Origin of the sequence: Campylobacter hominis ATCC BAA-381 (genome assembly GCF_000017585.1) — a bacterium.
GTDB classification, from domain to species: domain Bacteria; phylum Campylobacterota; class Campylobacteria; order Campylobacterales; family Campylobacteraceae; genus Campylobacter_B; species Campylobacter_B hominis.
This window is the reverse complement of record NC_009714.1, coordinates 862891-877517: the sequence shown is the minus strand read 5'-3', so window position 1 is coordinate 877517 and position 14627 is coordinate 862891. Positions and strand designations below refer to the sequence as shown.

Here is a 14627-nt window from a genome sequence, read left to right as displayed (position 1 = left end):
TTATCCTAAAATTTTATAAAATAGCGCAAAAAAGGCAGATAATGAAAAAAATCATATTAATTTTTATATGCGTATTTTTTGCGGCATGTTCAAGTAAAACTCCTACAAATCAATATTTTAAAAATCTTGATTTAAGGCAAAACGTACAAATTTTACCACAAATAACTGAAACTTTGCCAATAGATGAAAAGGCGGCTTTGCAAAAATATTTTAGTCCTTGGCATTATAAAACGCCAAAAAAATTGCCGAAAGATATATTTTGGGCAAATAAAAGCTATATAAAATATGATAAATTTTTTGATAAATCAGGCAAAAAACATAATGAAAATTTTATAAATTTTTTAAATAATGAGACAAAAGAAGAAAATTTTGGTGAAATTTCAAAGAAAGCAATAACTGTTAAAAATTCTTTGCTTAGAAATTTACCTACAAATGAACCGTTTTTCTTAGATTTTAAAAAACCCGGTGAAGGCGCCCCGTTTGATTATCTTGCCAATTCCGCTCTTGGAGCAGGTTATCCTCTTTTTGTTTCACATTATAACGCGAGCGGATTGTGGGCTTTTGTGCAAAATGACGCTGTTTGGGGTTGGATAGAATCCAAAAATATAAAATTTTTAAGCGACAATGAAGCAGCGCATTATCAAAATCAAAAATTTTTAGCAATTTTAAAAGACAACACGGACGTTTTAGATGAAAAAAATAAAATTTTATTTAAGGCTAAAATAGGGACGATTTTGCCGTATAAAAGCGAAGATAAGCAGTTTTTAAAAGGAAAATTTATTAGCGGAACAGGTGTTTTAAATTTTAAAATTTCAAAAGAAAATGCGGGAATTTTTCCTTTGCAATTTAATGATTCTAATCTTAAAGCCTCAATTTCCAGTTTGCTTGGTGAAAAATACGGTTGGGGCGGCTTTGAAAGTTTGAGAGATTGCTCTTTGATGACTAAAAATCTGCTTTTTGCTTACGGTATCTGGCTTCCAAGAAATTCAAAATTGCAAGGAAATATCGGTGAAATTTATAGTTTTTACGGTATGGATAATTTACAAAAAACTGCGCAAATAAAAGCATTCGGTAAGCCTTTCAGGACGCTTTTATATATGAACGGGCACATTATGCTTTATGCAGGAATTGTAGATGAAAATATAGCTATTTTACATGATATTTGGGGGCTTAAAACAATTGATGACGGACGCGAAATAATCGGTCAAATAGCACTTACCACGCCTTTTTTAGGTAAAGATTCAAATCTTATTCCAAATAGGAATTTACTAATTTCTCGCATAAAATCAATGAATATCGTCAGGTAAAATTTTAAATATTTTAATTTTATTTTTATCAATTGTATTTTTCGCAATAAATTTCATAAAGACTTCATATTTAACTAAAATTATTTCTATAAAACCTTAAATAACTTTATTGAAAAAAAATATAATGATATAGAGTTATAATTCGTCAAATAATTCTTAGGAAAGGCAGTTAAAGATGTATAAAAAATTAGTTTTAGTGGAATTTTTATATAAATTACTAATTATATACCAAATATACCAATAAAACTTTTAGTATTTACAGAAAGTCCTTTTAGCATATATAAATCAGCAAATTTACCAAAGACAAAAGAGATGTCATTAGTTTAATATTTTTTTACTATTTTATGTATTTTAAAAATATTTTTAGCATAAATCAAAAAAAATAGTACAAATAAAATAAATTTTATAAAAAACATTTGTTTTTTTATAAAAAATATTAGTTATAAGTTCAATTTGAATGCTCACTTTTCAATTATCAAATATAAAAATTATTCATTTTATAATTTTAAAAATGTAATTTTGTACTAAATCATTATTCAATTAAGCGCAATTTTTAAATAATCATAAATATTTTATAATTTTAAATTAATCCTACTCATTTCGCAAAGTATCAAGAACATCAACTTGCGTTGCTTTTTTTGCCGGATAAAATGACGATATAAGCACAATCACAATCGCGCCACCTAAAATCATCGCTAAATCACTAAAAGATAGTTCCATAGGCAGTTTTGAGCTTCCATATACATCAGCAGGAAGTTTTACGATGTCAAAATTTCCAAGCAGCCAAACTCCAAAAAGTCCTAAAATAAGCCCGAAAATTATTCCACTACCGCCTATTACCGCGCCAAGTCTAAAAAAAGTTTGCTTTACCTCTTTTTTACTTGCACCAAGACTGAGTAAAAGTGCGATTTCCTGACGGCGATTCATCACAGTCATCAAAAGCGAACTTACGATATTCAAGCTGGCAACTAAAATTATAAGCATTAAAACGATAAAAAGTGCACGTTTTTCAAGCGCAAGAGCCGAGAAAAAATTACCGTTTTGTTCCCACCAACCAATAGCTCTAGCAGTTTGCGGCAAAATTTCGTTGATTTTTTTTATATCATTAAACGGATCGTCGGAATAAATATGAACACCGTCGAAATCGCCGCTTTCATAACCTAAAATTTTTGCCAAATCGTCCGCATTTGCATACATATAAACTTTATCATATGCAATAAGTCCTGAAGTAAAATCTGCCCGCACATCAAAGCGTTTCATTTTCGGTATGAGAGAAAATCCGCTCGGATCGTTTTTTGTAAAAATAAGAGTGACTTTATCATTTTTTGCAGTGTTTAATTCGCCTGTCAGCCCGCTACCAAGTAAAATTCCAAAGTCTGTCAGATTTGCGTCTTTTATTCCGTCTTTTACGACCGAGTTGATTTGCTTTTCATCTTCGATATTTACACCGAAAATAAGTCCGCCTTCCAGTTTTTCGCCGCTTTTTACGATGACTTGCGAAGTTATGTATGGGCTGAATTTCATTTGTGGAAACATAGTTTTTAAATTATCCACTTCGTCTGCGGTAATTGCACCGCGAAACGGACTGAAAATCGTTATTGGATAATTCATTGTAAAAAGTTTACGCTCAAATTCTTTATCAAAGCCGTTCATAATCGCCATAGCGACTATCAATACCATAAGTCCGACACTTACGCCTATAAATGCCAAAATAGCCGAAAGAGTTATAAACGGCTGAGTTTTATCAAAACGCAGATATTTAAAAAGCAGATATTTAACCAAAATTTTACCTTTATTATTCCTGTTTTTTTAAAGCAGAAAAATTAACTACTGAAAATTTTTAAATGTCGCCACAATTTAATATAAAATTTCATATTTACAAAAAAAATAAGGCGAAATTTTACATAAAAATTTTTAAATTTTAACGTAATAAAGTCTTAAATAATGCAAATTTTACGAATAAGACTTTATTTTAAATTAAAATTTTCAATCATTATTTGCAAAAAGACCTTTTTTTGGACCGCTTTTACCATGGCAATCTTTGTATTTTTTGCCACTTCCGCAAGGGCAAGGTTCATTTCTGCCTATCTTTTTGGGGGCACGATAAGGAACATTTTTTGTTTCTTCCAAATCTTCTCCGCCTTTATCCGCACCGCTCATTTTTAATTTTTTTTGCTCCTCTTCTTGTAATTTTGCTTGAAGTTCGGCAATTGCACGTCTTTCAGCTTCAATTTCTTCCTGTGTTTTGAATCTTATTGAGTGCAATGTGCGAATGCTGTCGCTTTTTAGGCGCATTACGAGCTCTACAAAAAGATTATAACTTTCCTTTTTATATTCTGTTAGCGGATCTCTGTGATTGTATCCTCGAAGACCGATGCCGGTTTTTAGGATATCCATTTGGTATAAATGTTCGCGCCAGTCCCGATCCACTATTTGAAGATAAAGCATTTTTTCGATTGATTTTCGTTGCTCATTATCGACAGGAGCCATTTTTTCTTCATAAAAATCTCTAAGTTCTTTTATAATTTCTTCTTTTAATTCTTTGTAATCTTCAGCTTTTGATAACTTATTTTCATCTAAAATTTCAGTAGTTTCTGATTTTATAATAGAAGTTATTTTTTGTATGTCAAAATTTTCTTTGCTATCCCCATCAAAAATTTCAAGACGATCAAGTACATTTGCAATATAATCTTCACGATTTGAAATGATTTTATCATGCAGATCAAAATCAGCTTCAAGAAGTTCGTTACGGTATCTATAAATTACTTTTCTTTGTTCGTTTGCGACATCATCATATTCAAGGATATATTTTCTTGATTCAAAATGCAGACTTTCCACCTTTTTTTGTGCATTTTCGACGGCTTTTGTTACAAGCCTTGATTCTATACTCTCGCCTTCTTTAAGACCAAGCCTTTCCATTATGTGCTTAATTTTATCACTTCCGAAAATTCTAAGTAAATTATCTTCCAAACTAAGATAAAAACGGCTTTCTCCAGGATCTCCCTGACGGCCCGAACGACCGCGAAGCTGATTGTCTATTCGTCTGCTTTCGTGGCGCTCCGTTCCAAGTATATAAAGTCCTCCAAGTGCGCGAACTTCGTCATTTATTTTTATATCAACACCACGTCCTGCCATATTTGTAGCAATGGTCACAGCTCCTTTATCTCCGGCATTTGCTATTATTTGCGCCTCTTTTTCGTGATTTTTGGCATTTAAAACAGAGTGGTTAATCTTCTCTTTTGTCAAAAGTTCATGTAATTTTTCACTTTTTTCTATTGAAGCGGTTCCTACAAGTACAGGTTGTCCTTTTGCATGTAAATACTTGATTTGAGCTATTACGGCATCAAATTTTTCTTTTTCGGTTTTATAAATAAGATCGTTTTGATCGATTCTTTTGACAGGTAAATTTGTAGGAATAGAAATAACTTCCAATTTATAAATTTGAGAAAATTCTGTTGCTTCGGTTTGAGCTGTTCCTGTCATTCCTGAAAGTTTGTCATAAAGGCGGAAGTAGTTTTGAAATGTAATATCAGCCAAAGTTTGACTCTCTTCTTGAATTTTTACTCCTTCTTTCGCTTCAAGCGCTTGATGAAGTCCTTCACTAAAACGTCTTCCTTCGCTAAGACGACCGGTAAATTCATCCACGATTACCACTTGTCCGTCTTTTACTACGTAATGCACATCTTTTTCGAAAAGATAATTTGCTTTTAGGGCCTGATCAAGATAGTGACTTAAAACGGCATTGTCAAGACTGTAAAGATTATCTACGCCAAAAAGTTTTTCAGCTTTGCTTATACCGGCTTCTGTTATCATTACAGCGCGATTTTTCTCATCAAGTGTAAAATCACCTGTTGCTTTTGAATTTTTATCAAGCGGATCTGCCGGCTCTCCGCATTTCATTTGTTTTGCAACTTCGTTTGCTTTTATATATCCATCAAGCGTACGATTTGTAGGACCGCTGATGATTAATGGAGTTCTTGCTTCATCTATTAAAATACTGTCCACTTCATCGACAATTACGAAATTGTGTCCTCTTTGAACCTTGTCTTCTTTTCTAAATTTCATATTATCGCGCAGATAATCAAAGCCGAATTCATTGTTTGTGCCGTAAGTTATATCACAATTATAAGCTTCTTTTCTTGCTTTATCATCATAATTTCCGCCTAAAATTACGCCGACTGAAAATCCCAAAAAATTATACAAAACGCCCATATCGGCGGCATCACGCTTAGCAAGATAATCATTTACTGTTACGACATGAACTCCTTTTTTGTTCATTGCATTTAAAACAACGGGTAAAGTTGCAACTAAAGTTTTTCCTTCGCCTGTTTTCATTTCGGCTATGTTTCCGTCATGAAGCACCATTCCGCCTATTAGTTGAACGTCAAAATGGCGCATTTTTAAAACTCTTTTACTAGCCTCTCTGACAATCGCGAAAACATCATAAAGTGCATCATCAAGTGTAAGTTTTTGTGCTAAAACCTGTTCTTTAAGTTTTGAAAATTTATCTTTTAATTCATCGTCGCTAAGTTTTTCATAAGTAGGTTCCAAAGCATTTATTTTTGCTACTCGCTTTGCGTATGCTTTTACAATTCTGTCATTTTTCGTGCCGAAAATTTTTCCTAAAGCCTTTTGTATCATTGTTTTACCTTAAAATTTAGAATTTAAACCTACTATTTTAACATAATTAAAATTTTGATTTTATTAAAAAAAGTGAGAGTTGGCGGAAAAACTCCGCCATAATTATTTATCTTTTAGATTTAACTCGTTTACGAGTTTAGAATATGCCCCATAATTGGTGCTTTTTAGATATTTCATAAGTCTTTTTCTTTGACCTACTAATTTTAGAAGTCCAAGACGTGATGAAAAATCTTTCGGATTGTTTTGCATATGCTCAGTTATGGAATCTATACGCGCACTTAAAAGTGCAATTTGTACTTCCGATGAGCCTGTATCTTTTTCTTTTCTAGCGAATTTCGCAACTATTTGTGCTTTTTGAGCCGTATCTAAAGCCATTTTTGACCTCCTGAGCGGTATTTAAGATAAAAATGTTATTATACAAATTTTTTATCAAATTAAACTGAAATTTTATAAATATTTTAAAAATTTTGCTAAATTTTTATGAAATTACAAGTTTTAAGCACTAAAATAGTAAAATATTTTTTTTAAAAGGATAAAAATGCTTTTTACAAAGGCGAGTGAATACGCACTTCTTTCAATGATTTTTATTGCGCGAAATAAAGAACCTGTCGGCGTAGATGCTATATCAAACGAGCTGAAAATTCCAAAAAGTTTTTTAGCTAAAATTTTGCAGGATTTGGCGCGCGACGGAATTTTACAATCATTCAAAGGCGCAAAAGGCGGATTTTTGTTAGCAAAAAAGCCACTTGAAATTTCGCTGAATGAAATTGTCCAAAGCGCTGAAAAAAAGCAAAATTCCATTTTTGAATGCTCAAATAATCGCGCTTCTTGCCCATCAAACAAAGGTGAAATTTGTGAAATTTGGCATATTTTCAGCGGCATTCAAAATAAAGTCGATGCAATTCTAGATAATTTTACACTGGAAAATTTTATAAAAGAGAGTAATAAATGAAATTTTTTCACCTTTCACATACTGATTTAGATGGCTATGCAGCGCAATTTGTTAGCAATTTTTATATTAAAAACGTGCATAATTTCAATTCAAATTATGGTCATGAAATAGACGAAAAATTTGAGCTGATTTTAAATAAACTTAACGATGAAAAATCACTTATTTTGATAAGTGATTTAAATTTAACGCTTTCTCAATGTGAAAAATTTTCACAAAAAATTGCTGAAAAAAATGCAAAGATTATCTTACTTGATCATCATATAAGCGGGATTGAATGCGTTAAAAATTATTCCTGGTATTTTATGGACAGTTCGCGCTGCGCGACAAAAATAGTTTATGATCTTTTTTCAAAAATTTTCGGTGAAAACGATAAACTTCATAAACTGGTGAACGTTGTAAATGCAGCCGATATTTGGCTTAAAGATGATGCTGATTTTGAGCTTGGAAAAGTTTGTCTCGGACTTATCAGCGGCGCAAAAGAGCTTAACAAAGTTATGTTTGCAAATGAAAATTTTGAGTATTTACAATTTCTGATTTCTAAAATTTGCGGTTTTATAAATATTCAAAACGCGCATATAGCGCTTGATAGTGCAGTTCATTCGCTTAAAAAGGAATTTTTCAAAAGCTCATTTGATGATACTCTTGGCAATCTTATATCTCATTATGTAGTTGAGCGTTTAAGCGCACGCAAAGATGAACTTAGTGTAATTTATAAAGATAAAAAAGGGATTTTAACTTATAATATCGGTTCTACTTCAATTATTGGAAATGATTTTTTGGTAAATAATCCTGATATAGATTTTTTTGTAGATATTACGTCTAAAAAAACGCTCAGTTTCCGCGCAAACGGAAATGCCGATGTTTCCTTAATAGCTAAAAATTTAGTCGGTGGTGGCGGACATATAAATGCAAGCGGCGGTTTATTCGGCGCGTTTAAAGATTGCAACGATTATACAAATATAAAAGCTCAATTTCAAAATTTAATCGATCAAAAAACAAAGGAAGAATAATGAAAGATGAAATTTCAATGGACGAATTATCTTACGAAGTAAGTATTTTACTTGAAGCGGCGCTATTTTATGCCGGTGTCAAAAAAGAAAAATTAGCAAAAGCTACTGAAATTTATATTGAAAACATTGATGAAATTTTATCAAATTCGAACGTGCAGGGCGTTGATGAAGTTATTGCGGTAATTGATTTTATGAAAAAAAATTATACTGAAATTTTTAAGTAAATAACTTAAATAAAATATTTCTCTTTAAAATTTAAATGGAAAATAGTAGTTTAATTTTAAATTTTAATCTATACGGCGCGAAAATTATCGAATTTTAAAAGAATTTGTAATTTTAAGAATTTAAAAAAACAACAAAAATAATTTTTATTAAATGATGTTGTTTTTTAAAAGTGTTGAATGCAGTTTTTGATTTTGTTTTATTGATTGTTAAATTTTGATGAATGTGTCTATTTTTCAATTTTTTCAATATTTTGAAAATAATTTTAAATAGTTAAAAAAGAAATTTCGCCTTTTATATTTTGTATCTTTTAAAACATCATCAATATAAACTTCTTAAATTACATAGATTTTATTGTCATACGTGAGTAGTATATTTCACAATATCATTATTTTTAATATATCTTTCGGTAAATTTTAAAAAATTAAAAAACTATTTATAAATAAATTAAGAATGGATTTTTTAAATTTGTTCTTAACACCGTTTTATAATCTCTCAGTAAAAATAAAAGATTTTAAAATTTAAATTAATACGTGAAATTTAAAAATTCCACGTCATATTAAAAAATATAAAATTTAATTTAGTTAAAAATTATTAAAATTTAAATTGGCGTGAAAAAATTAAAAATAATATTATATAACGGAAATTTTAAAATTTTCTCCAATCAAAATATCCCAAATTGGCGCTTGCAATTGCCGCTACACCTTCTACTCGACCTACAAAGCCTAATTTTTCAGTAGTTGAAGCTTTTACATTTACGCGTGAAGTTTGCAAAATTTCACTTAAAATTTCACACATTTTTTCTTTATATGGCGAAATTTTAGGTTTTTGAGCGATTATCGTAATGTCGGCGTTTATGATTTTAAATCCAAGCAAATGCACAAAATTTACAACCTTTTGAAGTAAAATTTTGCTATCGATTCCTTTGAAACTATCGTCAGTATCCGGAAAAAGCTCACCTATATCGCCAAGTCCGCAAGCTCCTAAAATCGCGTCCATCAAAGCGTGAATCGCCGCGTCGGCATCGCTGTGCCCTACAAGCGAATATTCACAAGGAATTTTAACGCCACCAAGCGTTATAAACTCGCCTTTTGCAAATGCGTGCACGTCAAATCCGTTTCCTGTAAAAATTGTACCGCTCGCAGGTGTAAAATCAAAATGAGCCAAATCACTCGTAAATGTAATTTTACGGGCTTTTTCATCACCTTCTACAAATCCCAATTTCCCGCCTGCAAAAGCTACGGCGGCGCTATCATCAGTAAAAATTTCATTGCTTTCAAGTGCTTTTTTTAATAAATTCGCGCGAGAAATTTGCGGAGTTTGGATAAGTTTTAAATCGTTTCTGTCGATTTGATTTCTTCCAAGATACGTGGTATCAACAACGCCTAAAAATGGGCTGACGCAATCGAATTTTTCGCATTCATTTATTAAACGCCCGATAAGATCTTTTGAAATTTCGGCTCGCGCCGTATCACTAACAAATACAAATTCGCTTTTCACCTTTTTAAGGGCATTTGCAAGCGAATTTTGGCGAAGTTTGCCGCCTTTTGCGTATTTGAAATTTCGCTCTATTTTTTTCATATATGAAATTTCTTTTTCGTTTGCGACAATTATAATATCGCTAAAATCGCATTTTTGACTTAAATCTTTTGCTACATATTGCCAAAGCGGTATTTCGCCGATTCGAATCCATTGTTTTTTAAAAGGCGCTTTAAAGCGTGTTGAATCTCCTGCTGCAAGCAAAACCAGCGTAATGTCTTTCAAAATTTATCCTTTATATAAAACTCGGTGCGTCATTTGAAAATAAAATCAAATCGTCGGCTTTTGTTTCGGCACCTAAAATTTCAATCATTTTCGATTTGTCTTTTATAAAAATCAATTTTTTTGGATCTATTTTAGCGCCTAAAATTTCGGCATTTAAATCTCCTGTTATCATAACTAAATCAAAAATTTCATTTATTTTGATACCCAGAATTTCATTCATCTCTTTTGTGCCTTCTACAATTCCAGGTGTTATGATAACTTTTCTGCTTTTGTAATTTTTCACAAGATCATAACTTGCGCACATCCCTTTCAGATTTCCATTAAAACTGTCATCAATTATAAATTTTTCATTTGTCATTATTTTTTGAAGTCTATGTTCTACCGAATGAAGATTTTTCGCATTTTTAGCTATTTTTTCCGCATTAATTCCTAAAAATTTTGCGATTAAAATACAAGCTGCTAAATTTTGAGCATTAAAATCACCTAAAATTTCAGCGAAAATTTTTTCGCCGCTTTTCATTTCAAGTTTTATTCCGTCTAAATTTGCAGTGAAATTTGCGATTTGTTTATCATAAATTGTGTTTGTTTCGTTTTCTTTAAGCAAAGTAGTTGAGTGTAAAAATGCGTGTTTTAGACGATTTGAGCTAAGAGATTCAAGTTTTGTCGCCCGTATATTTTCTATACTTTTAAAATACTCGATATGTTGCGCGCCAATTTCTCCGACAAGCACGATTTGCGGATTTAAAAACTGAGTGATTTCTTTTATATCACCATTTTTTCTAGCACCTGCTTCAGCTATATAAATTTTCGTGTCATAAGATAAATTTTCATTTATATCGCGAATAATACCGTTTAATGTATTAACCGATCGGGGCGTTTTTTGTACTTTAAAATCATCTTTTAAAAGTTCAAAAAGAAAATTTTTTATACTTGTTTTTCCAAAACTTGCCGTGATTTGAATAATCAGTAAATCAGGCATATTCGCAAGCTTTTTTTGCGCCATTTTATAAAATTTATTCGCTTCTTTTTTTTCGTAAGCATAACTGAACAAAAAAGTCAAAATAAAAGGCGAAAATAACGGTAAATTATCCGCTTTAAGCAAATTAAAGGAAACTGCAATTAAAATGGAAAAAAAAGCTAAAAACGCAAAAAATCTTTTTACACGAGCAGTAAAGACTAGTTTTTTGTCAAGTTTTTTATGCCATAAAATAAGAAGAATATAAAAAACAACTAAAAAAACAAACAAAAATTTATCGCCGTTTTTTGTAAATAATGAAGCAAAATAGATAATTACGGGAAAAAATAGAAAATAAATATGCCAAAGCGGCTTGGTAAAGTGAAAAATAATCCTTTCAAATTTATAAGAAAACCATTGCAAAACCGTGATCAGATAAAATCCGACGGCAAAAATGCAAAGAAAATAATTTATAAAATTCAAAATATTCAACATAAAATTTCCTTTTCTATATTTTGAGTGATAAAATCAGGGTGAAGTAAAAAGAAAAAGTGATCGCCTTTTAATTTGAAAAATTTCGAATTTTTTATAAGTTTCGCTATTTTTTCGCCGCTTTTTAAACTTACTGCGCGATCTTCTTCTCCCCAAAAAATCAAGCATTTTTGCGGATTTGCATTTGCAAAAATTTTAGAAAAATCCTCATTTACGACATTTTTAAATGTTTCATACATTACAGGGCTCATTCCTGCGACATCTTTTGAAATAAACAATTTATAAAATTTTCCAAGACCGAGATTTTTTAAGAGTTTAAAAAATGCGATTTTAGCACGAACTTTAAAAGGTTTCGGTTCCAAAATTCCGGCCGAGCTAAGAAGTATTAGATTTTTAGGATTTAAAACTGCTGCAACTTTTCCGCCGAAACTATGACCTAAAACAGCGTCAAATTCACCAAATTTTTGCATAAATTCGTGCACGATTTTTGCGTAAATTTTAGTAGTTAATGGTTTTGATATTGAGCTTTTGCCAAAACCAGGCAAATCTATGTAAATTTGACGGAAACGCTTAAAATGTTTTGCAAACGCTTTAATCATCAGCTCTTTATTTGCTCCCCAGCCATGAATTATTAAAATTTGCGAAATTTTACTGTTTTGTTTTATTTTTTCATTATTTTGTTCAGTTTCATCGCAATTTTGCGCCAAGTTTTTTTCATCATCTGATTTTTTGTTTTCAAAATTTAATAAATCTGCTGATTTATTGATAGTTTTAAAAGAATCTTTTTTTTTGCTCAAATAACTTTTTTCGTTTTCTGCAGATAAAATATTTTGTTTATATGGATGATTTTCATCAAATTCTGTTTTATTTTTAAATATATTATCGGCTGTACTTTCGCTTGCATGGCAAGTTTTGTCGCATTTTATATTATCTTTTTTTATTGCAATATCTGTTTGATTTGCTGAATTGATCGCGTTTGTGTCGGTTTGGCAAGGCTCAAAAATTTCATAGCTGATTTTGTATTCTGTATCGTCAAAAACGATATTTTTAATTGCCATTTTTTTGCCTTTTAACTAATATATTTAGAAGTTCCACCGCTTTTTCCAAGCGCTCAAATTCGCTCATACTGATAAGCACAGCTTCAAATTTATTATTCTTTAAAATCATTGCTTTTTTTATTTCACCGGATTTTACTTTTTTTAAAATTTCACTGAAATTTCTTGCCATATCTGTTGCGGTAAAAATTTCATCTTGTTTAAAATTCGCCATTTTTACTCCTTTGTACATAAAATTTTACGCAAAATTTAGCGAATTTTATATTAAAATTTAATTAGATTAATAAAATTTTAGGGCAAAGTTGCCCTAAAATTAAGCTTTATAGTTTTTTACAAAATTTTCTATACGAGAAAAGCCTTTTTTTATAGATTCCAAATCAGTAGCAAAACTTGCCCTGAAATATCCGTCCATTCCAAAGCCAATTCCTGGAACAGTTGCAACTTTTTCATTTTCTAACAATTTTTTACAAAATTTCAAGCTGTCTTTTTCTACTTCACCGCAATCAACAAATAGATAAAAAGCGCCTTCCGGTTTTATTACAGATAGTCCTGAAACAGAGTTTATTGCATTCACAAACCAATCTCTTCTTTCTTTGTATGCCGCAAGCATTTTTTTAACATCTTCGTTGCATTTTCCTAAAAGTGCAGGAATTGCGCCTGCTTGCACGATTGAGCTTATATTTGAAACGCTTTGACTTTGCAATTTTTTAATGGCTGCGATTAGATTTTTTTGTGGGCTTGCAAGATATCCGAAACGCCAACCTGTCACAGCTGCACTTTTGCTAAGTCCGTTTATCGTAATTGTTCTTTCAAACATATCGTCATTTAGCGCTGCAACGGATACAAAATCGCCTACGTAATTTATTTTTTCATAAATTTCATCGCTTATGACAGTGATATTTGTATCTTTTAAAACATCGGCAAATTCCAAAAGCTCTTTTTTACTGTAAACTGATCCGCTAGGATTACTTGGCGAACCTATTACAAAGGCTTTCGTGCGAGGAGTGATGGCTTTTTTAAGATCACCTGCCGTAATTTTCAGTTTATTGTTTTTATCACCTTGCACAAAAACAGGCACGCCGCCGCAATATTTTACGATTTCCGGATAAGTTACCCAATAAGGAACCGGAATTATAACCTCATCGCCTTTATTTATAAGCGCTGAAAATACACTAAATAGCGAGTGTTTTGCACCTACACTTGTAATAATGTCGCTTGTGCTGTAATTTAAATTATTTTCGTTTTTCAACTTATAGGCTACCGCTTTTAAACATTCCGGTGTGCCGGCACTTGCAGTATATTTTGAAGCTCCTTTTTCCATAGCTTCGATTACAGCTTTTTTTACGGCTTTTGGTGTGTCAAAATCAGGTTCTCCTGCACTCAGACTGATTACATCTTCGCCATCGGCTTTCATTGAGCGTGCCAGCGAACTGATAGCGATTGTCATAGATTCACTTAAAATTTGAACTCTGTTCGATAACTCCAATTTCATTTTTTCCCTTTCAAAAAATTTAAAAAATTATATCTAAATTTTAATTATTTTAAAGAATTTATATACGATTCATAGACTTCTTTTAATTTTGCATCTTTTTGTGCAGCGTCTTTATCGTCTTTTAAAAGTGCGCATTCAAGCACAGACATACGTTCAATCAGATACAAAAACAGCTCTTTACTGATATCAGGAATTTTATTGTGCGCCAAAGGATCAAGCGAGCAGGTTCCTAAAATTTTAGCAGGAATTCCAACAGCAGTGCAGTTTGCCGGAACATCTTTTACGACAACCGAGTTGGCTCCGACTTTTGAATTTTCACCTATTGTGATATTTCCTAAAATTTTAGCTCCGGCTCCAACTACGACACCATCTTCAATATTTGGATGACGTTTTCCTTTTTCTATACTAACACCGCCAAGAGTAACTCCTTGATATATCAGGACATTGTTTCCGACCACTGCAGTTTCGCCGATTACAATGCCTGTCGCATGATCAAAAAATACATTTCTTCCTATAGTGGCTCCCGGGTGAATATCGACAGCCGTTAAAATGCGTGAAATGCCTGAGATTATACGTCCAAGCCATTTAAGATCGTGTGTAAAGAAAAAATGCGCAAAGCGGTGATTTATCAAAGCCCAAACACCAGGATAGTTAAAAACAACATCTAAAAATCCGCTATATGCCGGATCCTGCTTTTTCGGTTGGCTTAAATCTTCTTTTATAATTTTCCAAAACAT

The 14627-nt window shown here is 31.6% G+C and carries 13 protein-coding genes; 4 read left to right on the top strand and 9 right to left on the bottom strand.

Annotation, left to right across the window (positions count from 1 at the left end; all coding sequences use genetic code 11):
• Positions 1-41: 41 nt before the first annotated feature.
• Positions 42-1307, top strand: coding sequence for an SH3 domain-containing protein (locus CHAB381_RS04410; RefSeq protein ID WP_012108794.1), 1266 nt, complete (start codon positions 42-44; stop codon positions 1305-1307).
• A 591-nt stretch (positions 1308-1898) separates the two neighbouring features.
• Here CHAB381_RS04410 and CHAB381_RS04405 read toward each other — a convergent pair.
• From CHAB381_RS04405 to rpsO, 3 genes are all read right to left on the bottom strand, one after another.
• A complete protein-coding gene (locus tag CHAB381_RS04405) occupies positions 1899-3089 on the bottom strand; it encodes an ABC transporter permease (protein ID WP_012108793.1) in 1191 nt (396 codons plus the stop codon).
• Between the two features lie 204 nt (positions 3090-3293).
• The gene (gene secA / locus CHAB381_RS04400; RefSeq protein ID WP_012108791.1) at positions 3294-5948 is read right to left on the bottom strand and encodes a preprotein translocase subunit SecA; all 2655 of its coding nucleotides are present in this window, start codon (positions 5946-5948) and stop codon (positions 3294-3296) included.
• Between the two features lie 102 nt (positions 5949-6050).
• On the bottom strand, positions 6051-6323 hold the full coding sequence (gene rpsO, locus CHAB381_RS04395; protein ID WP_012108790.1) for a 30S ribosomal protein S15: 273 nt from the start codon (positions 6321-6323) through the stop codon (positions 6051-6053).
• A 163-nt stretch (positions 6324-6486) separates the two neighbouring features.
• On the opposite strand from rpsO, the gene CHAB381_RS04390 reads away from it, so the two are divergent.
• From CHAB381_RS04390 to CHAB381_RS04380, 3 genes are read left to right on the top strand one after another with little or no spacing between them, the layout of a single operon-like run.
• Entirely contained in the window at positions 6487-6900 is a 414-nt protein-coding gene (locus CHAB381_RS04390) for an RrF2 family transcriptional regulator (protein ID WP_012108789.1), read from the top strand.
• On the top strand, positions 6897-7910 hold the full coding sequence (locus CHAB381_RS04385) for a DHH family phosphoesterase (RefSeq protein WP_012108788.1): 1014 nt from the start codon (positions 6897-6899) through the stop codon (positions 7908-7910). The genes CHAB381_RS04390 and CHAB381_RS04385 overlap by 4 nt, the downstream gene beginning before the upstream one ends.
• Positions 7910-8134, top strand: coding sequence for a hypothetical protein (locus CHAB381_RS04380; protein ID WP_012108787.1), 225 nt, complete (start codon positions 7910-7912; stop codon positions 8132-8134). The genes CHAB381_RS04385 and CHAB381_RS04380 overlap by 1 nt, the downstream gene beginning before the upstream one ends.
• Before the next feature lie 646 nt (positions 8135-8780).
• Here CHAB381_RS04380 and CHAB381_RS04375 read toward each other — a convergent pair.
• The 6 genes from CHAB381_RS04375 to cysE form a co-directional block, all read right to left on the bottom strand.
• Complete coding sequence (locus CHAB381_RS04375) at positions 8781-9896, bottom strand: bifunctional 2-C-methyl-D-erythritol 4-phosphate cytidylyltransferase/2-C-methyl-D-erythritol 2,4-cyclodiphosphate synthase (RefSeq protein WP_012108785.1); 1116 nt, start codon at positions 9894-9896, stop codon at positions 8781-8783.
• Positions 9897-9906: 10 nt separating this feature from the next.
• Entirely contained in the window at positions 9907-11346 is a 1440-nt protein-coding gene (locus tag CHAB381_RS04370; protein WP_012108784.1) for a Mur ligase family protein, read from the bottom strand.
• Positions 11340-12050, bottom strand: a complete 711-nt coding sequence (locus tag CHAB381_RS09165) for an alpha/beta fold hydrolase (RefSeq protein ID WP_041570620.1) — start codon at positions 12048-12050, stop codon at positions 11340-11342. The genes CHAB381_RS04370 and CHAB381_RS09165 overlap by 7 nt, the downstream gene beginning before the upstream one ends.
• Positions 12051-12390: 340 nt before the next feature.
• A complete protein-coding gene (locus tag CHAB381_RS04360) occupies positions 12391-12612 on the bottom strand; it encodes a type II toxin-antitoxin system prevent-host-death family antitoxin (RefSeq protein WP_012108782.1) in 222 nt (73 codons plus the stop codon).
• A 99-nt stretch (positions 12613-12711) separates the two neighbouring features.
• On the bottom strand, positions 12712-13890 hold the full coding sequence (locus CHAB381_RS04355; protein ID WP_012108781.1) for a pyridoxal phosphate-dependent aminotransferase: 1179 nt from the start codon (positions 13888-13890) through the stop codon (positions 12712-12714).
• 44 nt (positions 13891-13934) lie between these two features.
• A complete protein-coding gene (gene cysE / locus CHAB381_RS04350; protein WP_012108780.1) occupies positions 13935-14627 on the bottom strand; it encodes a serine O-acetyltransferase in 693 nt (230 codons plus the stop codon).

Coding starts and splice junctions, on each gene's coding strand:
- CHAB381_RS04355 (WP_012108781.1), bottom strand. CDS start 13,890: ATGAAATTGGAGTTATCGAACAGAGTTCAAATTTTAAGTGAATCTATG.
- secA (WP_012108791.1), bottom strand. CDS start 5,948: ATGATACAAAAGGCTTTAGGAAAAATTTTCGGCACGAAAAATGACAGA.
- CHAB381_RS04390 (WP_012108789.1), top strand. CDS start 6,487: ATGCTTTTTACAAAGGCGAGTGAATACGCACTTCTTTCAATGATTTTT.
- rpsO (WP_012108790.1), bottom strand. CDS start 6,323: ATGGCTTTAGATACGGCTCAAAAAGCACAAATAGTTGCGAAATTCGCT.
- CHAB381_RS04410 (WP_012108794.1), top strand. CDS start 42: ATGAAAAAAATCATATTAATTTTTATATGCGTATTTTTTGCGGCATGT.
- cysE (WP_012108780.1), bottom strand. CDS start 14,627: ATGTTTTGGAAAATTATAAAAGAAGATTTAAGCCAACCGAAAAAGCAG.
- CHAB381_RS04370 (WP_012108784.1), bottom strand. CDS start 11,346: ATGTTGAATATTTTGAATTTTATAAATTATTTTCTTTGCATTTTTGCC.
- CHAB381_RS04385 (WP_012108788.1), top strand. CDS start 6,897: ATGAAATTTTTTCACCTTTCACATACTGATTTAGATGGCTATGCAGCG.
- CHAB381_RS04360 (WP_012108782.1), bottom strand. CDS start 12,612: ATGGCGAATTTTAAACAAGATGAAATTTTTACCGCAACAGATATGGCA.
- CHAB381_RS04380 (WP_012108787.1), top strand. CDS start 7,910: ATGAAAGATGAAATTTCAATGGACGAATTATCTTACGAAGTAAGTATT.